The 25,483-nt window shown below is 57.9% G+C and carries 23 protein-coding genes and 6 tRNA genes; 20 read left to right on the plus strand and 9 right to left on the minus strand.

Annotation, left to right across the window (positions count from 1 at the left end; all coding sequences use genetic code 11):
- The first annotated feature begins 54 nt into the window (after positions 1 to 54).
- From H7850_RS01345 to H7850_RS01380, 8 genes are all read left to right on the plus strand, one after another.
- Positions 55 to 131 (plus strand) — tRNA-Asp (locus H7850_RS01345).
- An 80-nt stretch (positions 132 to 211) separates the two neighbouring features.
- Positions 212 to 288: transfer RNA gene (locus tag H7850_RS01350), tRNA-Asp, on the plus strand.
- A 64-nt stretch (positions 289 to 352) separates the two neighbouring features.
- Positions 353 to 429 (plus strand) — tRNA-Val (locus H7850_RS01355).
- A 24-nt stretch (positions 430 to 453) separates the two neighbouring features.
- Positions 454 to 530 (plus strand) — tRNA-Asp (locus H7850_RS01360).
- Positions 531 to 718: 188 nt separating this feature from the next.
- Positions 719 to 2,731: an NADPH-dependent 2,4-dienoyl-CoA reductase gene (locus H7850_RS01365; RefSeq protein WP_227367600.1), complete on the plus strand. Its 2,013-nt coding sequence runs from the start codon at positions 719 to 721 to the stop codon at positions 2,729 to 2,731.
- 235 nt (positions 2,732 to 2,966) lie between these two features.
- Complete coding sequence (locus H7850_RS01370; RefSeq protein ID WP_227367601.1) at positions 2,967 to 4,889, plus strand: PrkA family serine protein kinase; 1,923 nt, start codon at positions 2,967 to 2,969, stop codon at positions 4,887 to 4,889.
- Between the two features lie 81 nt (positions 4,890 to 4,970).
- Positions 4,971 to 6,251: a YeaH/YhbH family protein gene (locus tag H7850_RS01375; RefSeq protein WP_227367602.1), complete on the plus strand. Its 1,281-nt coding sequence runs from the start codon at positions 4,971 to 4,973 to the stop codon at positions 6,249 to 6,251.
- Positions 6,252 to 6,299: 48 nt separating this feature from the next.
- Entirely contained in the window at positions 6,300 to 7,847 is a 1,548-nt protein-coding gene (locus H7850_RS01380) for a SpoVR family protein (RefSeq protein ID WP_227367603.1), read from the plus strand.
- Between the two features lie 95 nt (positions 7,848 to 7,942).
- Here H7850_RS01380 and H7850_RS01385 read toward each other — a convergent pair whose 3' ends face one another.
- The gene (locus tag H7850_RS01385; protein ID WP_227367604.1) at positions 7,943 to 8,257 is read right to left on the minus strand and encodes a high-potential iron-sulfur protein; all 315 of its coding nucleotides are present in this window, start codon (positions 8,255 to 8,257) and stop codon (positions 7,943 to 7,945) included.
- A gap of 360 nt (positions 8,258 to 8,617) precedes the next feature.
- On the opposite strand from H7850_RS01385, the gene H7850_RS01390 reads away from it, so the two are divergent.
- Together H7850_RS01390 and H7850_RS01395 are read left to right on the plus strand one after the other, a co-directional pair.
- Positions 8,618 to 8,893, plus strand: coding sequence for an Lrp/AsnC family transcriptional regulator (locus H7850_RS01390; protein WP_227367605.1), 276 nt, complete (start codon positions 8,618 to 8,620; stop codon positions 8,891 to 8,893).
- A 203-nt stretch (positions 8,894 to 9,096) separates the two neighbouring features.
- Positions 9,097 to 9,951: a DNA/RNA non-specific endonuclease gene (locus tag H7850_RS01395; protein WP_227367606.1), complete on the plus strand. Its 855-nt coding sequence runs from the start codon at positions 9,097 to 9,099 to the stop codon at positions 9,949 to 9,951.
- Between the two features lie 69 nt (positions 9,952 to 10,020).
- Here the strand turns inward: H7850_RS01395 and H7850_RS01400 are convergent.
- Positions 10,021 to 10,107 (minus strand) — tRNA-Leu (locus H7850_RS01400).
- Between the two features lie 36 nt (positions 10,108 to 10,143).
- Positions 10,144 to 10,230: transfer RNA gene (locus tag H7850_RS01405), tRNA-Leu, on the minus strand.
- A 197-nt stretch (positions 10,231 to 10,427) separates the two neighbouring features.
- Between H7850_RS01405 and rnr the strand changes: the two genes are divergently transcribed.
- From rnr to hemH, 10 genes are all read left to right on the plus strand, one after another.
- On the plus strand, positions 10,428 to 12,869 hold the full coding sequence (gene rnr, locus H7850_RS01410) for a ribonuclease R (protein WP_227367607.1): 2,442 nt from the start codon (positions 10,428 to 10,430) through the stop codon (positions 12,867 to 12,869).
- A complete protein-coding gene (rlmB, locus tag H7850_RS01415; protein ID WP_264477198.1) occupies positions 12,866 to 13,696 on the plus strand; it encodes a 23S rRNA (guanosine(2251)-2'-O)-methyltransferase RlmB in 831 nt (276 codons plus the stop codon). Before rnr ends, rlmB begins: the two co-directional genes overlap by 4 nt.
- A 156-nt stretch (positions 13,697 to 13,852) precedes the next feature.
- On the plus strand, positions 13,853 to 14,308 hold the full coding sequence (gene rpsF, locus H7850_RS01420; protein WP_227367608.1) for a 30S ribosomal protein S6: 456 nt from the start codon (positions 13,853 to 13,855) through the stop codon (positions 14,306 to 14,308).
- Between the two features lie 24 nt (positions 14,309 to 14,332).
- Positions 14,333 to 14,560, plus strand: a complete 228-nt coding sequence (rpsR, locus tag H7850_RS01425) for a 30S ribosomal protein S18 (protein WP_227367609.1) — start codon at positions 14,333 to 14,335, stop codon at positions 14,558 to 14,560.
- 12 nt (positions 14,561 to 14,572) lie between these two features.
- The gene (locus H7850_RS01430; RefSeq protein WP_227368519.1) at positions 14,573 to 15,424 is read left to right on the plus strand and encodes a hypothetical protein; all 852 of its coding nucleotides are present in this window, start codon (positions 14,573 to 14,575) and stop codon (positions 15,422 to 15,424) included.
- Positions 15,425 to 15,439: 15 nt separating this feature from the next.
- Positions 15,440 to 15,886, plus strand: a complete 447-nt coding sequence (rplI, locus tag H7850_RS01435) for a 50S ribosomal protein L9 (RefSeq protein WP_227367610.1) — start codon at positions 15,440 to 15,442, stop codon at positions 15,884 to 15,886.
- Positions 15,887 to 15,988: 102 nt separating this feature from the next.
- On the plus strand, positions 15,989 to 17,377 hold the full coding sequence (gene dnaB / locus H7850_RS01440; protein WP_227367611.1) for a replicative DNA helicase: 1,389 nt from the start codon (positions 15,989 to 15,991) through the stop codon (positions 17,375 to 17,377).
- Between the two features lie 13 nt (positions 17,378 to 17,390).
- Positions 17,391 to 17,690 carry a hypothetical protein gene (locus tag H7850_RS01445; protein WP_227367612.1) on the plus strand — a complete coding sequence of 100 codons (300 nt, stop codon included), beginning with the start codon at positions 17,391 to 17,393 and terminating at the stop codon, positions 17,688 to 17,690.
- Positions 17,691 to 17,816: 126 nt separating this feature from the next.
- Complete coding sequence (locus tag H7850_RS01450) at positions 17,817 to 18,119, plus strand: DUF6482 family protein (RefSeq protein WP_227367613.1); 303 nt, start codon at positions 17,817 to 17,819, stop codon at positions 18,117 to 18,119.
- 190 nt (positions 18,120 to 18,309) lie between these two features.
- Positions 18,310 to 19,299: a ferrochelatase gene (gene hemH, locus H7850_RS01455; protein WP_227367614.1), complete on the plus strand. Its 990-nt coding sequence runs from the start codon at positions 18,310 to 18,312 to the stop codon at positions 19,297 to 19,299.
- A gap of 15 nt (positions 19,300 to 19,314) precedes the next feature.
- On the opposite strand, the gene H7850_RS01460 is transcribed toward hemH, so the two are convergent.
- The 6 genes from H7850_RS01460 to H7850_RS01485 are packed head-to-tail and all read right to left on the minus strand — an operon-like array spanning position 19,315 to position 25,181.
- Positions 19,315 to 19,713, minus strand: a complete 399-nt coding sequence (locus H7850_RS01460) for a Na+/H+ antiporter subunit G (protein WP_227367615.1) — start codon at positions 19,711 to 19,713, stop codon at positions 19,315 to 19,317.
- 30 nt (positions 19,714 to 19,743) lie between these two features.
- A complete protein-coding gene (locus H7850_RS01465) occupies positions 19,744 to 20,013 on the minus strand; it encodes a K+/H+ antiporter subunit F (protein ID WP_227367616.1) in 270 nt (89 codons plus the stop codon).
- Positions 20,007 to 20,504: a Na+/H+ antiporter subunit E gene (locus H7850_RS01470; protein WP_227367617.1), complete on the minus strand. Its 498-nt coding sequence runs from the start codon at positions 20,502 to 20,504 to the stop codon at positions 20,007 to 20,009. Before H7850_RS01470 ends, H7850_RS01465 begins: the two co-directional genes overlap by 7 nt.
- Complete coding sequence (locus H7850_RS01475) at positions 20,501 to 22,024, minus strand: monovalent cation/H+ antiporter subunit D (protein WP_227368520.1); 1,524 nt, start codon at positions 22,022 to 22,024, stop codon at positions 20,501 to 20,503. The genes H7850_RS01470 and H7850_RS01475 overlap by 4 nt, the downstream gene beginning before the upstream one ends.
- Complete coding sequence (locus tag H7850_RS01480) at positions 22,021 to 22,371, minus strand: Na+/H+ antiporter subunit C (protein WP_227367618.1); 351 nt, start codon at positions 22,369 to 22,371, stop codon at positions 22,021 to 22,023. Before H7850_RS01480 ends, H7850_RS01475 begins: the two co-directional genes overlap by 4 nt.
- Positions 22,371 to 25,181 (minus strand): monovalent cation/H+ antiporter subunit A, encoded by a 2,811-nt coding sequence (locus H7850_RS01485; protein ID WP_227367619.1) that lies wholly within the window; start codon positions 25,179 to 25,181, stop codon positions 22,371 to 22,373. Before H7850_RS01485 ends, H7850_RS01480 begins: the two co-directional genes overlap by 1 nt.
- Positions 25,182 to 25,483 lie beyond the last annotated feature (302 nt).

Below are 25,483 nucleotides of genomic sequence, written 5' to 3' on the forward strand. Positions count from 1 at the left end.
CTCAAGAATTGAAGCGCTTGAGAGATGGGGCGTCACGTTATTTGGAAATAGAGAGGACCGGTAGTTCAGTCGGTTAGAATGCCGGCCTGTCACGCCGGAGGTCGCGGGTTCGAGTCCCGTCCGGTCCGCCATTTCCAATCTGTTTCACAAATACCATTGAAGCCGTGCGTCATCGGATGTGACAACCCGATACATCAAGCATGGGTAAGCAGGACCGGTAGTTCAGTCGGTTAGAATGCCGGCCTGTCACGCCGGAGGTCGCGGGTTCGAGTCCCGTCCGGTCCGCCATTTGGTCATTCAGTGATACGACAGTCATAGCGTTACGTTTATATTGGTTACGTTCATATTGACAGGGTGGTTAGCTCAGCCGGTTAGAGCACCAGCTTCACATGCTGGGGGTCACAGGTTCGAGTCCTGTACCACCCACCATATGGAAATTATGAATATCAAATAGGACCGGTAGTTCAGTCGGTTAGAATGCCGGCCTGTCACGCCGGAGGTCGCGGGTTCGAGTCCCGTCCGGTCCGCCACCATCGATCGTCGTTGCCAACCCCGAGTCTCATGTCTTGGGGTTTTGTCGTTTTAGCCCTTTCATTCCGGTTCTTTCCGACTTCGATACCTCCGGTTCTTACGTCCTTGGTCGGGTTTGTGTCCTGCCTGCGCTTCGCTACACTGCTCATACAATCGTTTGAATTCGCTCGTGAGCGAGGAGTGTGCCATGTCTGCCTATCCCCACCTGTTTCGTCCTCTAGAGGTAGGCAGCATGATGCTCAAGAATCGTGTGCTAATGGGTTCCATGCATACCAATCTGGAGGAAGCCCCGGAAGGCTTTACTCGCCTGGCCGCCTTCTATGCCGAGCGAGCCCGGGCCGGCGTAGGGTTGATCGTCAGCGGCGGCATTGCTCCCAATGCGGAAGGCGCGGTATTTCAGGGGGCAGCCAAGCTCACCAATGCGCAGGAGGCGGCTCGGCATCAGAAGGTGACAGCGGCGGTCCACGCCGAGGGCAGCCGTATCTGCATGCAGATATTGCATGCTGGGCGCTACGCCTACTCGCCGGAGTTGGTGGCACCTTCCGCGATCAAGTCGCCTATCAATCCGTTCACGCCTCGAGCGCTCTCGTCAGAAGAGGTCGAAGCCCAGGTCGGTGACTACGTCCGCTGCGCCGAGCTTGCCCGAGAGGCGGGTTACGGCGGCGTCGAGATCATGGGTTCCGAAGGCTATCTGATCAATCAGTTCATCTGCTTGCGCACCAATCAGCGTGAGGATGAGTGGGGTGGCAAGTTTGCCAATCGCATTCGTTTTCCCGTCGAGATTGTGCGGCGCATTCGCGAGTCTCTGGGCGAGGACTTTCTGATCATCTATCGCCTGTCGATGATCGACCTGGTCGAGGAAGGCAGCACCTGGGAAGAAGTGGTGTCTCTAGGGCGGGCTATCGAGGCCGCCGGAGCGAGTCTGATCAACACCGGCATCGGCTGGCACGAAGCGCGCATACCCACCATCGTGACCAGTGTGCCTCGGGCGGCGTTCACCGAGGTGACCCAGCGTATGAAGGCGGAGCTTTCGATTCCGCTGATCGCCACCAATCGTATCAACATGCCGGAAGTGGCTGAGCGTGTGCTGGCGGAAGGCCATGCGGACATGGTGTCCATGGCTCGGCCCTTTCTCGCCGACCCGGAGTGGATCAAGAAGGCCGCTGCCGGGCTCAGCGATGAGATCAATACCTGTATCGCCTGCAACCAGGCCTGCCTCGATCATACCTTCCAGGGGAAGTTGACCTCCTGTCTGGTCAATCCTCGGGCATGCCACGAAACCGAACTCGACATCCTCCCTACCGAAGCGCCGAAATTTATCGCCGTGGTCGGCGCCGGGCCGGCGGGATTGGCCAGTGCGATGACTGCCGCGATTCGTGGCCATCGTGTCGTGCTGTTCGAGCGTAATGACACTCTTGGCGGGCAGTTCAATTTCGCCCGTAAGATCCCGGGCAAGGAAGAGTTCGACGAGACGCTACGCTACTATCGAACAATGCTCGACAAGCATGGTGTTGAGATACGCTTGAACACAGAGCCAGATCTAAAAACATTGGCTGGTTTTGATGAGGTCATTCTTGCTACCGGCGTGCGCCCACGCGGCATCACGCTTCCGGGCAGCGATCACCCCATGGTGATCAGCTATCCCGAGGCGATCCTTCATCCAGAACGCGTCCGGCAGCGGGTTGCCATCATCGGCGCTGGGGGTATTGGTTTCGACGTGGCTGAATTGCTTTCTCATGCTAGTCACCCGACCCTTGATTCAGAGGCCTGGTACGACGAGTGGGGAGTCGACCTCACGGTGAGCAATCGCGGTGGGCTAAAAGCACCGGAGCGCCCAGATACGCCGCGACAGATCTACCTGTTGCAGCGCAAGGCCTCGAAGCCGGGCAAGGACCTGGGAACCTCCACGGGCTGGGTGCACCGAGTCTCGCTGCGGCATCGCGATGTTCAAGCCATCCCTGGGTGCGACTATCTCAAGATCGACGACGAAGGCCTGCATGTGCGACTCGACGATCGGACTATGCTGCTGGAGGTAGACAGCATCGTCGTCTGTGCGGGTCAGGAGTCCGTGGTGGAATTATTCGAGCCACTAAAGAGCGCGGGCGTATCGGTGCATGTGATCGGCGGAGCGAGTGATGCGGCGGAACTGGACGCCAAGCGTGCCATCGATCAGGGGACGCGTTTGGCTGCGGCATTATGAGGCTGATTAATGCAAATGACACATTTTTGTTACACAACTTCCTTATTTCCAAGGGCGAACCAATCTAGAACCTTGATGTTCATAATAATTAAATAAGAGCGTGAGTGAGGTTGCGTTGATAACGCAGGGCAAGCTCTCCCTCGCCAGCTGGTTTATCTGTCTATGCTGATAAATACGCCTGCCCGAAAGCTCCGATCTGTGTGAGTGCCCGGGGGTCGCGACCAAGGAGGCTTCAATGAGCATTTTCGATCATGTGCAGAACCGCTACGAACAGGTTCAGCAAGAAGAAATGAGTCTTCAGGAATACCTGGAGTTATGCCGTAAAGACCCTTCCGTCTACGCCTCCGCCTCGGAGCGGATGCTCAAGGCCATTGGTGAGCCCGAGGTGATCGACACCGCCAAGGATTCACGTCTGTCACGCATTTTTGCTAACAAGATCATTCGACGTTACCCCGCCTTCTCCGAGTTCTACGGCATGGAAGACGCCATCGAGCAGATCGTGGCCTACTTCCGTCACGCGGCCCAAGGGCTGGAAGAGCGCAAGCAGATTCTGTATCTGCTTGGGCCCGTGGGGGGCGGCAAGTCCTCTCTTGCAGAGCGCCTCAAGCTGCTAATGGAGCGCGTGCCTTTCTACGCGATCAAGGATTCCCCGGTCTATGAATCGCCCCTGGGGCTTTTCTCGCCGGAACACGACGGCGAGTTGCTGGAGAAGGAGTACAACATCCCGCAGCGCTACCTCAAGAGCGTGATGTCGCCTTGGGCGTCCAAGCGGCTCAAGGAGTATGGCGGCGATATTTCCAAGTTTCGGGTGGTACGATTGCATCCTTCGCGACTCAATCAGATCGCGATCTCGAAGACCGAGCCGGGGGATGAGAACAACCAGGATATCTCGTCCCTGGTGGGTAAAGTGGATATCCGTCAACTCGAACTCTATTCCCAGGACGATCCGGATGCCTACAGCTTTTCGGGTGGGTTGTGTAAGGCCAACCAGGGGCTGATGGAATTCGTCGAGATGTTCAAGGCGCCGATCAAGGTGCTGCATCCGCTGCTGACCGCCACCCAGGAAGGCAACTACAATCCCACGGAGGGCATGGGCGCCATTCCCTTCGACGGCGTTGTCCTGGCTCACTCCAATGAGAGCGAATGGCAGCAGTTCCGCAACAACCGCAACAACGAAGCATTCCTGGACCGGGTTTACATCGTCAAGGTGCCCTATTGCCTGCGGGTTTCCGAAGAGATCAATATCTACAAGAAGCTGCTCGAGCACTCCTCTCTCGATCATGCACCCTGCGCCCCGGATACCCTACGCATGCTGGCCCAGTTCTCCGTGCTGTCTCGCTTGAAGGAGCCGGAGAACTCGAGCATCTATTCCAAGATGCGCATCTACGACGGCGAGAATCTGAAGGATACCGATCCCAAGGCCAAGTCGATCCAGGAGTATCGGGATTCCGCCGGGGTCGATGAGGGCATGGATGGGCGCTCGACCCGCTTTGCCTTCAAGATTCTGTCCAAGGTCTTCAACTTCGATACTCATGAGATTGCTGCCAACCCGGTGCATCTGCTCTATGTACTGGAGCAGCGCCTCGACCACGAGCAGCTGCCCAAGGAAACCCACGAGCGCTATCTGCGTTTCATCAAGGAGTTCCTGGCACCGCGCTACGTCGATTTCATCGGCAAGGAAATTCAGACCGCCTATCTCGAATCCTATAGCGAATACGGCCAGAACATTTTCGATCGCTACGTAACCTACGCGGATTTCTGGATTCAGGATCAGGAGTATCGCGACCCGGAAACCGGCGAGCAGTTCAATCGTCAGGCCCTCAACGAAGAGCTCGAGAAGATCGAGAAGCCGGCAGGGATTTCCAACCCCAAGGACTTCCGCCATGAAGTGGTCAACTTCGTACTGCGGGCTCGGGCGCAGAACAACGGCATGAACCCCAGCTGGCAATCCTACGAGAAACTCAAGGGCGTGATCGAGAAGAAGATGTTCGCCAATACCGAGGATCTATTGCCGGTAATCTCCTTCAACGCCAAGGCCTCCGCTTCGGATCAGCGCAAGCACGAGGATTTCGTCGCACGCATGGTCGACCGGGGCTACACCGAAAAGCAGGTGCGGTTGTTGTCCGAGTGGTATCTGCGGGTACGCAAGTCGCAGTAGCAGAACCCGTTGCCCGGCAGGTAGAAGGTTGTTGAACGTATCTTCTGCGTGCCGGGGCGCAATCCGCGCAGGGAGGTGAGAATGAGCTACTTTATTGACCGTCGACTCAACGCACGCCATAAGAGCGCGGTGAATCGACAGCGATTCCTCGATCGGTACCGCACCCACATCAAGCGTTCGGTGGAAGAGGCGGTCAACCGTCGCTCGATCACCGACATGGAGCGGGGTGAAAAGATCTCGATCCCCGCTCGGGATATTTCCGAGCCGGTGTTTCAGCATGGCCCCGGGGGCGAGCGCACCATCGTAAGCCCAGGTAATCGTGAATTCGTCGAAGGCGATCGCCTGCGCCGACCCAACGGGGGAGGTGGCGGTGGCGCCGGGGAGGGAAGTGCCTCCGACCAGGGTGAAGGCATGGATGAATTCGCCTTCTCGCTGACCCGTGAAGAGTTTCTAGAGTTCGTGTTCGACGGTTTGGAACTGCCCCATCTCGAGCGCAAGCAGTTGGTCGATCTCGAGGAGGTACGCCCGGTTCGGGCCGGAATTTCCCGGGACGGCGTGCCTTCGCGAATCAACATCGTGCGTTCCATGCGCGAGGCCCAGGCCCGACGCATCGCGATGCGGGCGCCCATCCGCCGGGCCTTGCGTGAGGCGATCGAAGCCCTGGAAACGGAAGAACGCAAGGACCCGGTGCTGCGCAACCCTTCCCGGGTCACCGAATTGAGGGCAGAGATCGAGCGTCTTGAAAAAAGGCTCGAATCGGTGCCCTTCATCGATACCTATGACCTGCGTTACAACCATCTGGTCAATCAGCCCCAGCCGTCCAACAAGGCGGTGATGTTCTGCATCATGGATGTGTCCGGGTCGATGACTCAATCCCACAAGGACATCGCCAAGCGGTTCTTCCTGCTGCTCTATCTGTTTCTCGAGCGCAATTACGAGAAGGTGGAACTGGTCTTCGTACGCCACCATACCGCCGCCAAGGAAGTCGACGAAGAGGAGTTCTTCTATTCCAGGGAGACCGGCGGCACCATCGTTTCCAGCGCCTTGACCCTGGTCGATGAGATCATTACCAAGCGCTACCCGGCGGCCCAGTGGAATCTGTACGTTGCTCAAGCATCGGATGGCGACAACTGGGACGACGACTCCACGACCTGCCGCCAGCTACTGGTCAAGTCGCTGATGCCGCGACTGCAGTATTATACCTATGTCGAGATCACCCCCCACGCGCATCAGGCACTGTGGGAGGAGTACGAGAGTGTGCAGGACGACTTTCCCGAACGTTTCGCCATGCGTCAGATTGTCGAGGCGGGGGATATCTATCCCGTATTCCGTGAGCTGTTTCGCCGTCGTGCAGAGGCGTAAAGCCTCGAAAGCGGCTGAACGATTCAGGGCGGATGGCCAGGAGGCAGTATGACCCTACGAACCCCTATCGCCACCGGTTCCGATTGGAACTTCGAGATGCTCACCGACTATGAGCGCGAGATTGCGCGCTTGGCGGATGAGTACCGTCTGGATATCTATCCCAATCAGATCGAGATCATCACCTCGGAACAGATGATGGATGCCTACGCCAGCGTCGGTATGCCAGTGGGCTATCATCACTGGTCCTTCGGCAAGCAATTTCTATCCGTCGAGCAGGCCTATCGTCGTGGGCAGATGGGGTTGGCCTATGAGCTCGTGATCAACTCCGACCCCTGCATCGCCTATTTGATGGAAGAAAATACGCTGATGATGCAGGTATTGGTCATGGCCCATGCCTGCTATGGCCACAACTCGTTTTTCAAGGGCAACTATCTGTTTCGCACCTGGACGGATGCCTCGGCCATCGTCGATTATCTGGTCTTCGCCCGAAAGTATGTCTCCGAATGCGAGGAGCGTCATGGCGTGGCGGCGGTAGAGCAACTGCTTGATGCCTGCCATGCGTTGCAGAACTATGGCGTCGACCGGTACAAGCGGCCTTCGCCGATCTCCGCCGAGGAGGAAGCGCGGCGTCAAACCGAGCGTGAAGAGTACCTGCAATCCCAGGTCAACATGCTGTGGCGCACGATCCCGCTCTCTCAGGCATTGGATGTCCCGTTAGCGGACGATAGCGAAGACCCGTTGGGCCTGCATCAGCAAGGCCGGTATCCGGAAGAGCCTCAGGAGAATCTGCTCTACTTCATCGAGAAGAATGCACCCCTGCTGGCGCCCTGGCAGCGTGAAATCGTGCGTATCGTGCGCAAACTGGCGCAGTACTTCTATCCTCAGCGCCAGACCCAGGTCATGAACGAGGGCTGGGCTACCTTCTGGCATTACACCCTGATGAATCGGTTGTTCGATGAAGGGCTGGTGGGTGAAGGACTCATTCTCGAGTTTCTCCAGTCGCATACGGCGGTAGTCAACCAGCCGGGATTCGATAGCCCTCACTACAGCGGCATCAATCCCTACGCCCTGGGGTTTGCCATGTTCAGCGACATTCGCCGGATCTGCGAAGCCCCTACGGATGAGGATCACGAGTGGTTTCCCGAGATTGCAGGCAGCGATTGGCTTGATACCCTTCATTTCGCCATGCGCAACTTCAAGGATGAGTCCTTCATTCAACAGTTTCTCTCGCCCAAGGTGATTCGCGATCTAAAACTGTTTTCGCTTGTCGATGATGACAGTGAGGAGCTGCTCTCCATCGAGGCTATCCATGACGAAAGGGGGTATCAGCGAGTGCGTGAAGCGCTTTCCGTGCAGTACGCCTTGTCGGTGCGCGAGCCCAATATTCAGGTCTGGAAAGCGGACATACGCGGCGATCGCTCGCTGACATTGCATCACGTTCAGGATCGGCGTCGGTCGTTGGCCAAGAGCGTCTATCCGGTGATGCGTCACCTACATCATCTATGGGGGTTTCCAGTCAAGCTGGCCTCCATGGAGGACGGTGACATCGTGCGGCGGTATCAATGGCCGTTGCCGGATAAAGCGAGCGAAGGATAGGGTCTGTATTTCATATTGGTTGACTGTTGCGCTGCCTGGAATGAAAAACGCGCCGGAAGTACCGGCGCGCTTTGCTTGGGATTGCAAGCGAGAAGTCAGGCCTTTTTGGCCCAGGATTGACACCAGCCATTCGGCTCGACGCTATTTTGCGGAAACAATTGACATCCGTTATTGGCTTCCTGGAAGAACATGCAGTTAGAGCATAGTTCGCCTTCCTCATAAGCCGGGTGGTCGCTTGCTTCTTCGGCGTTCTTGACGTAATTCAACGCCTTTGCCTGAGGATCCTCGGGGTCGAGGGGTTCCAGTTCCTGAGCAAACGCCCGTTGGGAAAGAATGCCAACGCCCAGAGGAAGAGCGGCGAGGCCGAGTAGACTATTGCGCATGAACGCACGGCGACTATTTTGAGCCATGGTATCTCCTTGATTCTCATGTATAAGTCACGGTTTTGGGCGTTTTCGCCTCTAGTTTGCACTGCTGCATTATGCTGCCATGCTTACAGCAGATCGAAACGCCAGGTTCCGATGCTTCCATCCTAGTCGATGCGTGCTGTAATCACTAATTTCCAGGCGGCGCTGGTCGCGGCAATTAGTCGCGCAATAAAACGAGAGCAGCAAACTGCGAAGTGGTTTTGAGTGCCCACATGTGGGTCGGCAGGATTTGGGCTGCTTCGGTTTTACGAATAGCTGATATACTGCAGGGTGATATCGGGCTGTCCCACCACGACAATCGTTTACCTATATTCAACTGCTGTGCAAGCAAGGAGCCGTTCGATGCAAAATGCGGTGATTCTGATCAATGCCGAGAAGGGCCAGATCAAGGGCGTCGCCGAGCGCCTGGCAGAAGTCGATGGCATCAGCGAAGTCTATTCGACCTGCGGCCGTTACGATCTGGTCGCCATTGCCCGGACCAACGACTTCGAAAGTCTCGCGGAGCTGGTCACCGAACGGCTCATGCGCGTCGAGGGTATCCGGGAGACCGAGACGCTGAATGCCATGCAGGTGCATTCGCGGCATGATTTGGAGACGATGTTCAGCGTCGGCCTTTGAGACTTGGCTGAAAAGTGCCTGCGCTTTGTCCAGACGGCGTTAAAAATTGACTCGTGCGCGAGTCCGATCAAGATACTCAAATTTACTTCGTGTAAACTCCGTTCTTTCGCCAATTTTTGCCTTGTCTGGACTTCGCTCGTCTACTTTTCACTCCAAGCCTACGTCTTTTAAACATTTTTCTTTAGAATTCGAATAAGCGATCAATGTTACTCTCTTTCCCCTTCCTACGCCGCCAGGTGCGCAATCTGGGTGTTACCTTGCTGTTCGTGCTGGCCGCCACCGGCCTGTGGTATTGGCAGGAGCAGGACGTTCGTGATCGGCTGAGCTGGATGGGCGTGCCTACCTGGGACGCCCTTGGCGCTACCAATTTTCATCGCGTTCTGCGCAACGATGGCACCTTGATCGGCTGGTCGGACCTGCGGGTCAATCCGCTATGGGTGAGCTATCGGTTGCGAGAAGTCGACGATCCTCGCAGCGGGCCGCGCCCGAACTTCAAGCGGGACTGGCGAACGCTATGGCCCATCGCGCCGGAAAGCTATTTTGGCAGCGGCTACGATAGAGGCCACTTGGCACCCAACTATGCCATCGCCACGGTTCATGGACGCACGGCACAAACCCAAACATTCCTGATGTCGAACATCTCGCCTCAGCGGCCTGACTTGAACCGCAAGCTCTGGCAACGCCTGGAAGAAGTCATCATCGACCACTTCGTGCCGCGCTTCGGGGTCGTCGAGGTGATCACGGGCCCTGTCTTTCCCGCTGACTTCATGGACAACGTCTTCAATCGGGTCGGGCTGGTCGAAGTGCCCCAAGCGTTCTACAAGATCATCGTGGTACCGAGCAAGCAGCCCAAAGCGCTGGCATTTCTCATGCCCCAGACGGTGCAGGGAAACGAACCATTGGATCGCTATCTAGTGAGTATTGATGAAATCGAGGCGCGGACAGGCCTAGATTTCTTTTCGCTATTGCCGGATGACGTCGAAACAGGGCTGGAAAGCAGTATTCGGGCGCAAGGATGGGATTTGAAGAAAGTAGCCAGGTTGCCGTCGCGTTATTGAACATCCAAGAAAATGCTGGAAAACGTGAACGGAAATAGAAGAGGGGTTAGAAAGATGATGCGATGCGTGTGGTGCCCAGGAGAGGACTTGAACCTCCACATCCGTAAGGATACTAGCACCTGAAGCTAGCGCGTCTACCAATTCCGCCACCTGGGCGCATCATCGTCATTCGTACTGCTGGAGTCTTTAATTTGGTGCCCGGGAGAGGACTTGAACCTCCACATCCGTAAGGATACTAGCACCTGAAGCTAGCGCGTCTACCAATTCCGCCACCCGGGCAAGTGGTCACGCATATTACCGATTCTGCGTCGAAATGCAAGCAGGAAAACGCCGTTTCAGCGGCTGGAATTGGCGTTTCCAAAGGTGATGGTTGGGTCGTTTCCCTGGCGGCGCTATACTGCGCCCATGACACTTTATTCTTATCTTGCTTCATACCGGCTGCCGCACGCCCATTTCTTCTCGAGGAAGCTTCATTCATGAACCACTGGACGTTGAGCGACGACCCACAGGCGGAGCGCGAAGCCCATAAATACGATCGGCCCGTGCCCAGTCGGGAGTATCTGCTATCCCGGCTCGAAGAGTACGGAAAACCCATTACCCACGAGGACATGAGCCGCCTGCTGGGGCTGGAGGATGACGACCAGCTCGAAGCCGTGCGCCGACGCCTGGCGGCCATGGAGCGTGACGGCCAGATACTGCGGGATCGCCGCGGCAATTACGCCCTGATCGACAAGCTCGATCTGGTCAAGGGCAAGGTACTGGGACATCGCGACGGCTTTGGGTTCCTAATCCGCGACGATGGCAAGAAACCGGATCTGGTGATGCCGCCTCGCCAGATGCGTCGGGTCTTTCATGGTGACCATGTTTTGACGCGTGTGAGTGGCCGGGATCGGCGTGGTCGCGACGAAGCCACCATCGTCGAGATACTGGCGCGCAATACCCAGACCCTGGTGGGCATCTATCGTGAGCGTTCCAGCGAATTCAGCGTGTTGATTCCGGAGAATTCGCGCATCCCGCTCGAAGTGATCATTCCCAACAAGGCGACAGGCGGCGCCAAGGACGGGCAGGTCGTTTCGGTAAAGATCACCCAGCAGCCGGAGACCCGGATGCAGCCGGTGGGTGAAGTCGTCGAGGTGCTGGGGGAGCGTATGGACCCGGGCATGGAGATCGATATCGCCATTCGCAGCCACGACATTCCCGCGGATTTTCCCCCGGAAGTCGAAGACGAAACCGCCGGTATTTCCGCGGAAGTGGCCGAGGCGGACAAGCAGCACCGGGTCGATCTGCGGGATACGCCGCTGGTCACCATCGATGGCGAGGATGCCAAGGATTTCGACGACGCGGTATGTGCCTGGAAGACCAAGTCCGGAAGCTGGAAGCTGCTGGTGGCCATTGCCGATGTCTCTCACTATGTACGCATCGGCTCGGCGCTGGACCAGGAGGGGCATACCCGAGGCAATTCGGTCTACTTTCCGGGCCAGGTGGTGCCGATGCTGCCGGAGCTTCTTTCCAATGGCCTCTGCTCGCTGAATCCCGAGGTCGATCGCTTGACCCTGGTCTGTGAGATGAACATTTCCCAGACCGGGGCGATCAGCCGCTATAAATTCTACGAGGCAGTCATTCGCTCCCATGCGCGACTGACCTACACGCAAGTCGGGGAAATGCTCGAATCGCCGGATAGCGCCGAAGGCCAGGCACTGTGCGAGCGCTATCGCTCGGTGTTGCCATCACTGAAAAGCCTGCATGCACTCTACAAGATACTGCGGGAGTCCCGCACTCAGCGTGGCGCCATTGACTTCGAAACCACGGAAACGGAAATCCTGTTCAACGCCGAGCGCAAGATCGAGGCCATCGTCCCGCGTACCCGCAACGATGCCCATAAGCTGATCGAAGAGTGCATGCTGGCAGCCAATGTGGCGACCGCGCGCTTCCTCGACAAGCATGATCTGCCGGCGCTGTATCGTATTCACCAGCAGCCATCCCCTGAACGCCTCGACAAGCTGCGGTTGTTTCTCAACGAGCTGGGCCTATCCCTGGGGGGCGGAGACGATCCAACGCCTCAGGACTATCAGGCGCTTCGCGAGGTGATCAAGGATCGCCCGGACGCGGATATCATTCAGACGGTAATGCTGCGCTCCATGAGTCAGGCGGTTTACTCACCACAGAATGAAGGTCACTTCGGACTGGCCTATCAGGCCTATGCCCACTTTACCTCGCCGATTCGGCGCTATCCGGATCTGCTGGTGCACCGGGCGATTCGTTCGGTGATTCGAGGGCCGCGCAAGACCGCGACGGTTGAGCGGGTCGAGGGCGCGCCGGTGGAAAAACCCAGCCAGTGGTGCCCCTATACCTTCGAGCAGATGGTCGAGTTGGGCGAACACTGCTCGATGACCGAGCGCCGCGCCGACGATGCCACGCGAGACGTGGCCGATTGGCTCAAGTGCGAGTTCATGTCCGACAAGGTGGGCGAGGTATTCGAAGGCACTATCGCCTCGGTGACCGGATTCGGCATCTTCGTGCGCCTCGACGAGGTGTATGTAGAAGGACTGGTTCATGTCACTTCGCTACCCTCGGATTACTACCATTACGAGCCCGAGAAGCATCGTCTCAAGGGCGAGCGTGGCGGTATGGCCTATCGTCTTGGAGATGGGGTCACCGTGCAGGTGGCCCGGGTCGATCTCGACGATCGCAAGATCGATTTCGAGTTGATCGATGAAAAGCCTCGCAAGCAGCGTCAGCCGCGTAAACCCAAGGCCAGCGCCGCTGGCGCTCCGACCTCCAGCGACGAAAAATCGGGGCAGGCGAAACCCGGTAACCGCAAGTCACGCCCGGGCAAGAAAGAGCGCGAGAAAGACAAGGCCGGTGGGCCGAGCCGCTCCCGGCGAGGCAGGCGCAAGCCCGCCGGCAACAAGGCATGAGTCGCGCCGGTTCGTCCCGCTCCCGCAATTCGCCCCGGGGTTCGCGGCGCGGCAAGGATCATCGCTCTACCAGTGCAGTCAGGCCCAATGGCCTGGATGCCGTGTTTGGCATGCATGCGGTGGAGGCATTGTTCAACCAGGATGCCATGCCGCGAGAGCTGTGGGTGCAGGAAGGCCAGGCGGAAACGCGCTTGTCTGCGCTGGTTGATAAGGCGCGACATGCTGGCACGCATGTGACCCATCACCCTCGCGAAGTGCTCGACGACATCGCCCAGGGGAGCGCACATCAAGGAGTCGTTGCCTTCTGTACGCCGCTCATGGCGCATAGTGAAGAAGAACTGATGTTGCGGCTCAATGGCTGGCCACATCAAGAGCCGCCGCTACTGCTGATTCTCGATGGCGTCACCGATGTGCATAATCTTGGCGCCTGTCTGCGCAGCGCCGATGCGGCGGGCGCGCATGGTGTCATTCTGCCCAAGGACAAGTCCGCACCTCTCAACGCCGTGGTACGCAAGGTGGCCTCGGGTGCCGCGGAAAGCGTGCCGGTCTATCAGGTCACCAATCTGGCGCGCGCCATGGCACGACTCAAGGAAGCCGGGGTCTGGCTGAGCGGGACTGCCGGCGAGGCGGAAGCAAGTTTGTTCGACATCGATCTATCCGGCCCCTGTGGCGTGGTGATGGGCGCCGAGGGCAAGGGATTGAGACGTCTGACCCGGGAAGCCTGCGACACATTGGTCAAGCTACCCATGGCCGGCTGTGTCTCTAGTCTCAACGTGTCGGTAGCCGCCGGTATCTGTCTGTATGAAGCAGTGCGCCAGCGGTGCTGACAGGATGTTGCCTTTTCTTGCAAGAAGAGAAGGCGATCACTACAATAACGCGGTTCTTCGAACACCCTATCTAGTTTATCTAGTAAACCACGACTCCTTGCTTCCCGCGGTGGGATTTCCCTGCCCCCGGAAGCTGTCAAACCGAAAGGAGAGTTCATGCGTCATTATGAAGTCGTCTTCATGGTCCATCCGGACCAGAGCGAACAAGTATCCGCCATGGTCGAGCGCTATACCGGGCTCGTCACCGACAACGGCGGTACCGTTCACCGTCTTGAGGATTGGGGGCGCCGTCACCTGGCCTATCCGATCAACAAGATCCACAAAGCCCACTACGTGCTGATGAACATCGAGTGCCGCGGCGAGACCCTCGACGAGCTCGAGAACATCTTCCGTTTCAACGATGCGATCATCCGCAGTCTGGTCGTGCGCTGCAAGGAAGCCGTCACCGAAGCCTCACCGATGATGAAGCCTGCGGATGACCGTCGCCCACGCCGCGAAGATCGTTCCGACAAGCCTCGTGACGAGCGTGACGATAGCCGCGAGCGTTCCGACGATAGCCGTGAGCGCTCTGACGATAGCTCCGAGCGTACGCAAACCGCCGACGCCCAGTGATCCGCATTTCCAGGAGGATGAGTCATGGCACGTTTTTTCCGTCGCCGTAAGTTCTGTCGTTTCACCGCAGAAGGCATAAAGCATATCGATTACAAAGATCTCGATACGCTCAAGGCCTATATCACGGAAACCGGCAAGATCGTTCCGAGCCGTATCACTGGCACGCGAGCGCGTTATCAGCGCCAGCTTTCGACTGCCATCAAGCGTGCTCGTTATCTGTCGCTACTACCCTATACCGATAGCCACCAGTAAGACGTCAGCGTGATGCTTCCCCTGGCCCGCTGGGTCATGCGCGGTACACCTCAGGCAGCGGGCGCTGCTGCGCTAGCGGCCATCGTGCCGTGGCTATTCTGGTTCAGCGTCGCGGTGGCCGCTCTGGTGACCCTGCGACTTGGACTGAGTTCAGCGCTACTGGTGATCATCGCTGCGGCGGTGCCTGCCGGTTGGTGGTGGAGCCAAGGGGATGTCATTCCCTTGGCAAGCCTGTTGCTGGTGACGCTGATGGCTACCGTGCTGCGTGCCCGCATGCGCTGGAGCGAGGCATTGATCGTAGGTGCCCTGGTCGGCGCAGCGATGATTCAACTGGGGATCTTCCTGCCTCCTGGTGGAGCGGGACCGCTGCTCGAACAACTGCAGCAGAGTTCGCCGGAAATCGAGCGTATGCTGGGGCAACTCAACGATCAAGGCGTTGCCACCGAGCAACTGGCTGGCCTGCTGATCGGTGGCGTGACGGGATTGATCGTATTGTTGGCTGCGGTGGCGTGTCTTGCGCTGGCGCGCAGCTGGCAGGCGGGGTTGTACAATCCCGGCGGCTTTCGCAGCGAATTCCAGGCGCTGCGGCTTACGTTCAAGGAACTGGCACTGCTGATTGGGCTGGGCGTCGCAGGTATGCTGCTGGCACTACCCGCCCTTGCCATGCTGGCCTGGGTACCGCTGTTGGTGAGTGGCGTCGCACTGATACATGGTTTTGTCGGTCTCAAGGGTATGAACAAGCTATGGCTGGTAGCGTTTTATATATTGCTGCTAACGACATGGCCCATGATTTTGATTGTGCTGCTGCTGGGTTTCATCGATACCTTCGCGGATTTCCGCGGTCGAATGACCCGCAGCCAATGACAAGAGGTTAACGAGATGGAAGTCATTCTGCTCGACAATATCGGCAGGCTGGGTGCGCTAGGTGACAAGGTCACCGTCAAGCCCGGTTATGGACGTAACTATCTGGTGCCCTACGGCTTGGCCGTACCGGCAACCAAGGAAAATGTGCAGGCATTCGAAGCCCAACGTGCCGAGCTCGAAGCGCAGGCTGCAGGGCGTAAGAGCGAAGCCGAGAATCGTGCCGAACAGCTCAACGATATCGAACTCTCGCTGGTCGCCAAGGCCGGAGACGAAGGTAAGCTGTTTGGTTCGATCGGCCCTCGCGATCTAGCGGATGCGCTGTATCAGGCAGGCATCGAGGTCTCCAAGAGCGAAGTCCGTATGCCGGAAGGTCCTCTTCGTGCTACCGGCGAGTACGACGTCCAGCTGCACCTGCATCCTGAGGTCAATGCCACTATTCGCGTGGTAGTGGTGGCCGAATAATCGGTCCTGGATGCATCGAAACGCGGCAGCTCGTCTGCCGCGTTTTTTTATGGGTAGAATGCGTGACGTATCATAAGTCGAACCAAGCCTGCGGAACATTTAATGAGTGATACCCACGAGCACGATCAGGAAACCGCGGCGCTCAAGGTGCCTCCGCACTCACTGGAGGCGGAACAGTCGGTGCTGGGCGGGTTGATGCTCGACAACGATGCCTGGGATACCGTTTCCGAGCGGCTTGTAGCGGACGATTTCTATCGTTACGAACACCGCCTGGTATTCAATGCCATGATCCAGCTGGCGGAATCCTCCCATCCCCTGGATGTGGTAACGCTATCCGAGGCACTGGAGAATCGCGATCAGCTTGATACCGTGGGGGGGCTGGCCTATCTTGCGGAACTGGCTCGTAACACGCCTTCCGCGGGCAATATTCGCGCCTACGCGGATATCGTTCGCGAGCGCGCTACCCTACGCAAGCTGATCCAGGCCGCCAATCAGATCGCCGATAGCGCGTTCAGCCCCCAGGGAAGGCCTTCGGATGAACTAGTCAACGAGGCCGAGCGCATGGTCTTTCAGATCAGCGAGTCGCGGCCCAAGGTCGGCGGCCCCGTAGGTATGAGCCAGCTGTTGACCAAGGCGGTCGATCGCATCGATGAGCTATTCAACATGCAGGGGCAGATGACCGGCCTGTCTTCGGGTTTTCGCGATCTCGACGATATGACCTCCGGCTTGCAGCCTTCGGATCTGGTGATCATCGCTGGGCGCCCTTCCATGGGCAAGACCACCTTTGCCATGAACCTGGTAGAGCACGCGGTCATCTCCAGCGACAAGCCGGTGATGGTGTTCTCCATGGAGATGCCCGCGGACTCTCTCATGCTGCGCATGTTGTCCTCCCTTGGGCGTATCGATCAAACCCGAATGCGTACCGGTCAGCTCGAGGATGAGGATTGGCCGCGTCTGACCTCGGCGGTCAACCTGCTCAAGGACAAACAACTTTTTATCGACGATACGGCCGCGTTGTCACCCAACGAGATGCGTTCACGCATTCGCCGGGTAGTACGCGAACAGGGCAATCTGGGCCTGATCATGATCGACTATCTGCAGTTGATGCAGATTCCCGGGTTTTCCGAGAATCGTACCGGCGAGATTTCAGAGATTTCCCGCTCGCTCAAGGGGTTGGCCAAGGAGTTCGGTTGCCCGGTCATCGCGCTTTCCCAGCTCAACCGTTCCCTGGAACAGCGCCCCAACAAGCGTCCGGTGATGTCGGATCTACGCGAATCCGGCGCGATTGAACAGGATGCGGACGTCATCGCCTTCGTTTATCGCGATGAGGTCTATAATAACGATAACCCCGATAATAAAGGACTGGCTGAGCTGATTATCGGCAAGCAGCGTAATGGGCCCATCGGCACCGTGCACATGGCCTTCATTGGTAAATATACGCGTTTCGAGGATCTGGCTCCGGACAGCTACGGACAGCATTTTGGCGAATAAGAGGAATGACCCCATGGCAAGCGGTTTTCGACGCGGCAATCGTAAACGCATTCCCAAACTCGAGGCGCGGGGCGTGCTCGAGAGCGTTGAACGAGAAGGGCCTTTCAAGGAGTGGCTGGGCATGCCGGATCTGTATCGTTACCACTTGGTCGTTGATGGCAAGGCTTATAGCTATCAGACCGAAGACAAGGAATTACCGGTAACCACTGGCGATCAGGTGGTGTTCCGCTACAAGGAAACCAAGGCGGGCAACTGGGTGGACCGCAACTCCCTCGGGGTGGCGATCGATCCGTCGAGCTATCAGTCGGAGTGAGGCTGAGCGGGCAGGCGTTGACCGACGCTGAACCTTCCAGGGTTAATGAAATCGTAATAGGCGCGAATCAGGCTGGACGCCTGGAAATGCGGCTCGCCGTATTTTATTCATTGACCGGGAGGGGGCATGGAACTCAAGGAATTGAAATGTTATGCACGACATCACGACAATTTCGAGATTCGCGTGATCAGCCATGCGGGCAGCCGCTGCTATCAGATCGAGCTCGAAGACATGGAGGGCGAGCGAGATTCATTGACTCAGCATGGCAAGCCGATGCTGTTTCGCGCCTTGGATGATGTCTATCTTGAGCTCAAGCGTGCGGGTATTCATCGGGCTTATCTGATTCAGTTCGTGGCCAACGACGAGGTGATCGGTCGTGAACCTCATTATCAATCACCTCTCGGCTCACGCATCCCTCTGGTGTTCTAATCTCCTGATCTATTTTACTGCCGCGAGCCCGCAGGGAGCGGGGTTAGCCGCTGTTAGTCACCCAAGTGGCCGCCTTGGACATGGATTGACCATAAGTTATACAAAACTTTCTGATAGTATAATGTCATGCCCCATGGCGAGAGCGTGTGGTTAATCTTTTCGTCGTCCAATCAAGGTTAGGAGAGAGTCGATGTCCACCCCCCGTTTCGGCGTATTGCTGGCCAATCTGGGTACGCCGGATGCCCCCACCCCCGAGGCCGTTCGGCGCTATTTGGCAGAGTTTCTATGGGATGAGCGGGTCGTCGATGTACCAAGGCCGCTGTGGTGGTTGATTCTCAATGGCGTGATTCTGCGCTTTCGTCCCGGTAAGGTCGCCAAGGGGTACGCTGCGGTGTGGCAGGAAGGTGGCTCGCCCCTGCTGGTATTCGGCCGCCGTCAGCAGCAGGCGCTCAAGGCTTTGCTTGCCGAACGCCTGAGGGAGGACATCCCCGTCGAACTGGCCATGACCTATGGCAAGCCGAGCATGGAGGAGGCGGGTTTGAAGTTGCGGGACGCCGGTGTCGAGCGCATCCTGGTACTGCCGCTGTATCCGCAGTTCTCGCGCTCTACCACCGCGGCGGTCTTCGATCGATTGGCCAAGGCGCTCAAGCCCTGTCCGCATTTGCCGGAGCTGCGTTTCGTTCGTGACTATCACGACCATCCTGCCTACATCGAGGCGCTGGCCAATAGCGTGCGTGAACACTGGCAGCAGACAGAGGGGCCGCGTGGACGTCTGATGATGTCCTATCACGGCATCCCCCAGCGCTATGCCGATAATGGCGATCCTTATCCGCGTCACTGCGAGACTACCAGTCGCTTGCTGGCCGAAGCATTGGGCCTGAAGGACGGCGAATGGCAGATGACTTATCAATCGCGTTTTGGCCGCGAGGAGTGGCTCAAACCCTATACCGACCATACATTGATGGCGTTACCGGAACAGGGTGTCGAGCACGTGGACATCATGAGCCCGGCTTTTTCCTCGGACTGCCTGGAAACGCTAGAAGAGTTGGAGGTGGAAAACCGCGACAACTTCATGAAGGCGGGGGGTAAGACCTATCGCTATATTCCAGCGCTCAACGATCGTGACGACCACATTGCGCTGTTTGCTGGCCTAGTGGAGCAGCATACCCAAGGCTGGTAGGCCGAAGGAGGCACGTCAGGGGGGAGGGGTGATCTCGGCGCGTTCATGAGGCTCGGGATTTTCCTCTTCCTCGTCGAGTTCCTCTGGATGGCCCTTGGTACGTGGATCGTGCGGCAGCTTCTGGTGCAACGCACTCTTGGCCAGCAGATGGGCCGAAACCGGGGCGGTGATGAAGAGAAAAATGGTGATCAGCATTTCCTGCACGCTGAACCCCCCATCCACCAAGCTGAAATAACTGGCAGATGCGATCAGTACACAGCCGACACCCAGCGTCGAGGTCTTGGTGGGGCCGTGCAGACGCATGTAGAAATCCTTGAGGCGTGTCATCCCCAGCGCGCCAATGAAGGCGAACATGCCTCCTGCGACGAGGAAGAAGGCGATCACGCCCTCCATGAATGTATAAAAGCCGATCATGAGATATCTCCTGCTTGATCCTTTTGACCTCTACTCGATGATATCGCCGCGCAGCAAGTACTTGCAGACTGCCACCGTACTGATGAAGCCCAGCATGGCGATCAACAGGGCGGCCTCGAAGTAGATCTTCGAATTGAGCCAGATGCCGAACAGGATGATCAGGCCGATGGAGTTTATGTACATGGTATCCAAGGCCAGTATCCGGTCGGGCAGGCTAGGGCCGATGACGGCGCGAAAAAGAGTGAGCAATACGGACGCCGCGAATAGCGCCAGGCTGATCCACAAGGCCACGTCTAGCATTCGAAGATCTCCATCAGGGGGCGCTCATAGCGCTCGTGGATGTCATGAATCTCCTTGTCGATATCGTCCACGTCTAGCGCATGAATCAACAGACTCTTGCCGTCCATACGCAGATGCGCGGATACGGTGCCTGGGGTCAGGGTGATGGTGCTGGCCAACACCGTGATGGAAAAGTTTTCCTTGAGCTGCAAGGGGTACTCGATGAAAGCGGGGTTTGTGTGTTTCCGCGGATAGAGGATGATCCAGGATACCTGCAGATTGGCGAGGATGATGTCGCCGAGTACGCGAATAATGTAGCGCGCCATTAGCAGAGGGTGCTTGAGAAGTGGAGGATGTTCGTAGAAAGGCGCTACTGCTAGCGGCATCAGTAGGGCGAGTATGCCTCCCAGCAACCATTGACCCAAGCCGATGCTTTGCTGGAGCAGCAGCCATACCACCAGCAACATGATCGAGAGCATGGGCATGGGCAGCCAGCGGCGTGGTCGTATCATGGAGCCTCTCCTGTCGTCTTGGGCGCGATGATGGCACGGATATACGCATCATGATTGGCCAGCTGTTCCGCGGTAGCCCGGGTGTATTCGGTCACTGGCCCGGCAAGCAGCGCCATTATCGGCGACGCCCCGATCAGCAGGCCGATGGCGATACCCCGCCAGGGGCCAAGATTCGTCACCGCAGTTTCGTCCCTGGGAGTTGCACGCCAGAACATCGTCGAGCCCGCGCGGCTCATGGCAACGATGGCTATCAGCCCGCTGACCAGCAATACACCCCATAACAAGGCTTGCTGGGTCGGTCCCGAAGCCGCCTGTAGCAAGAGCGTCTTGCCAATGGCGCCGGATAACGGTGGCATACCTGTGATGCCCATGGCGCCGATGAAGAAGAATAGCCCCAATGGTACTGGCTCTTTCACTCCCCGGGCCCGCACGATACGCGCGCCGGCCTGACCACGCTGCATCGCAATGCTGTCGGCCAGCAGAAATAGGCCGCCGGTGAGCAGGGTGGTATGAGGAAGATAATAGAGAAGGGCACTTTGAGCCGCGAGGCTATTCATACCGATACCCGCCAGCAGCGTGCCCACGGAAAGTATGATCAGATAGGCCACCTGTGCGCGTAGATCCCGGGCGGCTAGCACGCCGACCGTCCCTAGTATCAGGGTGGCAAGCCCCAGCCACCAGACCCAGGGCTGGGCAAGATTGTGCAGGGGGCCCGCATGGGCGCCGAATATCAGAGTGTAGACCCGCAGGATGGCGTAAATGCCGATCTTGCTCATCACGGCAAACAAGGCCGCCACCGGGGCCGGCGCTGCCGCGTAGGCCCGGGGCAGCCAGAAATACAGGGGCAGCATGGCGGCCTTGAGCCCGAACACGACCAGCAGCAGCATGGCGCCGACCTTGACAAGCTCCATCTGTTCAGGCTCGAGGTTGCCGATACGCAGCGCCATGTCGGCCATGTTGAGAGTGCCGGTAGCACCATACAAGGTGCCTATGGCGAGCAGGAAAAGAGCCGAGTTGGCCAGGTTGAGCGCGACATAATGGAAGCTTGCATGAATGCGCGTCTTGCCTCCGCCATGCATGAGCAGCGCGTAGGAGGCGATCAGCAGCACTTCGAAGAAAACGAACAGGTTGAACAGGTCACCGGTCAGGAAGGCCCCATTGATTCCCATTAGTTGCAGCTGGAAAAGGCCATGGTAGTTCGTGCCTTTTTCATCCTCTCCGGCACAGGCATAGATCACGCTTCCCAACGCGAGTACCGAGGTCAACAGCACCATCATGGCGGATAAACGATCGAGTACCAGGATGATACCGAAAGGCGGTTGCCAGTCGCCAAGGGCATAGTAGCGGATCTCGTCATCCGACACCTGGATCACCAGGGCGATGGCAACGACCACCAGCAGCGAGGTTGAAATCAGCGAGATAGTACGCCGAGGGCGCGTCGCACCATCGCGATTGATCAGTAACAGTAAGCCGGCGAATAGCGGCAGGACGATGGGCAGGATGGGCAAGTGCTGCATCAGGACTTGTTCTCCCGCGACTCGCTGGCACGACCGGCATGCACATCGTCGCTGCCAAGCTCACCTCGCACACGAATGGCGAGAATGACCGAAAAGGCGGTCATGGCAAACCCGATGACGATGGCGGTCAACACCAGTGCCTGGGGGAGCGGGTCGGTATATTGGCCACCATGATCGTCGATGACGGGAGCCGCGGCGGTATTCAATCCTCCGGTGGAGAACAGGAACAGATTGACCGCATAGGACAGCAGTGTCAGTCCGACCACAACGGGAAAGGTGCGTCCGCGCAGAGCCAGAAAAAGGCCGCAGGCTGCTAATACACCGGTAATCGTGGCGTAAAGCGCTTCCATCAGCTTGGCTCCTTTTGCGCGGTGGATTGTGTGGTGGGACGGTGGGGCGTGGTGATCTTGCCCAGATTGGCCAATATCATCAGTGTCGCCCCGATGACGGTGAGGTAAACCCCTAGATCGAAGAACAAGGCGGTAGCCAGCTCCACATCACCAATCAGCGGGATATGGAAATGCCCGAAGCTCGAAGTGAGGAAAGGATAGCCGAACAGCCAGCTGCCAAGCCCCGTGAGCGCCGCAATGCCGACGCCGATCACGGCAATCGGTTGAAACTGAAAATCCAGGCGCTGCTGCGTCCATTCGACTCCGCGGGTGATATACAGCAAGATCAGCACGACCGCTGTCACCAGCCCTGCGATGAAGCCGCCTCCTGGCGCGTTATGACCGCGCAGGAAGATGAATACTGACACCAGCAGCGCCATCGGCATCAACGACTGGGAGACCGTGGCCAGAATCATGGGGTGACGATCCGGCGACCAAGGGCGGCCCTCGAAATCGCTGGAAGGCATGAATAGCCGCAAGCGATTGAGCAGTTTGTAGATACCGATGCCTGCGATGCAAAGCACGGTGATCTCGCCCAGGGTATCGAAGCCGCGGAAATCCACCAGGATGACATTGACTACATTGTGACCGCCGCCACCAGGCACACTGTTCTCCAGATAGAAATCGGATATCGATGACACCGGCCGAGTGAGAACCGCGTAATTGAGGCTGGCAATGATACCGCCAAAACCGGTACATACGAGAACATCCCGCACCACGCGCCGACCATTAGATTCCTTGGGAGTGCGCTGGGGCAGGAAGAACAACGCCAGCATCAGCAGGATCATCGTCACGACCTCGACCGCCAGCTGGGTCAATGCAAGATCCGGCGCCGAAAAACGTGCAAAGATCAGTGACGTCATCAGGCCGACGATCGACAGCATGAGAATCGAAATCAAACGCCGCCGATGCAGAAAGGCCGTGGCAAGGCCAGCAAAGATGGTAATGCCGGCGCCGATAATCAGAATGCCGTCGAGTGGCTGCAACGCTTTGCCACCATAAAGCGAGGACACCTCCATCAGGCTGCTGCCAGCCAGGGCTAGCACAGCGATCACCAGCCACAGCATGTAACGCTGCAACGAGCCATTTTCCAGGGCATCGAGGCCCAGCTGAAAAACCTTCACGATGGCCTTCATGAAGCCTTCGTAGACCGATAATGGATCAATCCCGGCGAACTGACGCTGAAAGTTGAACAGATGTTGGCGCAGTAGATAGACGACCACCCCGCCGCCAAGGGCGATGACACTCATCAGTAGAGGCAGGTTGAAGCCATGCCATATCGCCAGGTGCAGCTCAGGCGGCGATGCCATCAAGGCGGCATCCGCGGCGGCGTAGATCAAGCTCGTAACGGTGATGGCCGGAAGGAGCCCAATCAGTACGCACAGTGACATCATCAGGATGACCGGGGCTCGCATCGGCCAGGGCGGCTCATGGGGCGTCTTGGCCACCTCCCGGGGTGGGCCGTCGAAGAAGATGTTGCGCACGAAACGCAGTGAATAAGCCACAGAGAGCAGGCTGCCCACCGTCGCCAGCACCGGTATCAGCCAGGAAAGCCCGCCCAGTAGTTGGGTGTCGAGAGTTTCCGTGAGCATCATTTCCTTGGACAGGAAGCCGTTGAGCAGCGGTACCCCGGCCATGGACGCGCTAGCCAGAGTTGCCAGCAAGGTAGTGACCGGCATGTAGCGCCACAGGCCCTTGAGCTTACGGATGTCACGGGTGCCGCATTCATGGTCCACGATACCCGCCACCATGAACAGGGAGGCCTTGAACAGGGCGTGGTTGAGAATGTGGAAAACTCCGGCGACCACTGCCATGCGACTATCGAAGCCGAAGAGCATGGTGATCAGGCCCAGATGGCTGACGGTGGAGTAGGCCAGGATCGCCTTGATGTCGTACTTGATAATGGCGAAGTAGGCGCCGTAGATCAGGGTCGTCAAGCCCGTCAGGCCAACCAGGTAGAGCCAGATATCCGTGCCTGCCAGTGCCGGATGCATCCGGGCCAGCAGGAAGACTCCGGCCTTGACCATGGTGGCGGAATGCAGAAAAGCGGAGACCGGGGTCGGGGCGGCCATCGCTTGAGGCAGCCAGAACTGAAAGGGAAATTGGGCCGATTTGGTGAACGCCCCCAGCAGTACCAGCAGCACCGCCGGCACATAGCGCGAGTCATATTGAATGATCTCGCGGCTATCGAGCACCACCTGCATGTCGTAGGAGCCGACGATATCCCCGATCAGCAGTAGCCCCGCCAGCAAGGCGAGCCCACCCAGGGCGGTGACGGTCAGGGAGGCCCGGGCGCCTCGTCGCGCATTGGTCTGGGTATACCAGAAGCCGATCAATAAAAACGATGTGAGGCTGGTCAGTTCCCAGAACATCCACAGCAAGATCAGGTTGTCCGCCATGACGATGCCCAGCATGGCGGTCATGAACAGCATCAGGAAGGCGTAGAAGCGCGGCATGCTGTCGTCTGCGGACAAATAGAAGCGCGTGTAAAGAATGATCAACAAGCCAATGCCGAGAATCAGTAGAGTAAACAGCAGCGACAGGCCATCCAGGCGCAAGGCCAGATCGAGGCTGAGCGCGGGAATCCAGGATGTCGAAAAGCGCAGCACCTCGCCGTCGAGGACACTGCCTGCCTGGGTAAACAGGATGCCCAACGCAATTGCAGGAGCCAGCGCCGTGAGCAGGGCACAGGTGTTGCGCTTGTCGTTGGAACCCAACAGCGGCATCAGACTGCCGAGCAAAGGGAGCAGTATTATCAGAAGCAATGGCATGAACGACCCACTCTTATCGTTAGCATTCCGCAGGCTCAAGGCAGAGAGCATCAAGCCAATCAGTTTACAGTTCAGCCGGTAATCCGCCGGCTATCAAACATCCTAAGGTGGAGGGTCGGGCAAAAAAGGATGTCTGGCCGCGCGTAGCGACCGCATCCATAGCGCTATACAGTCAAAAGCGTAGTCGGCCAAAGTGGTGGCATGACAACACAGGCGCGAATCAGTCGGTCTCGAGTGATAGCGGTCAGTCACGGACTCCTGTCTCCTTCCATGGCCTTGAAACACGTCGTGTGCGAATTCTA

Origin of the sequence: Halomonas sp. M20 (assembly GCF_020622265.1) — a bacterium.
In the GTDB taxonomy this organism is placed as follows: Bacteria; Pseudomonadota; Gammaproteobacteria; order Pseudomonadales; family Halomonadaceae; genus Modicisalibacter.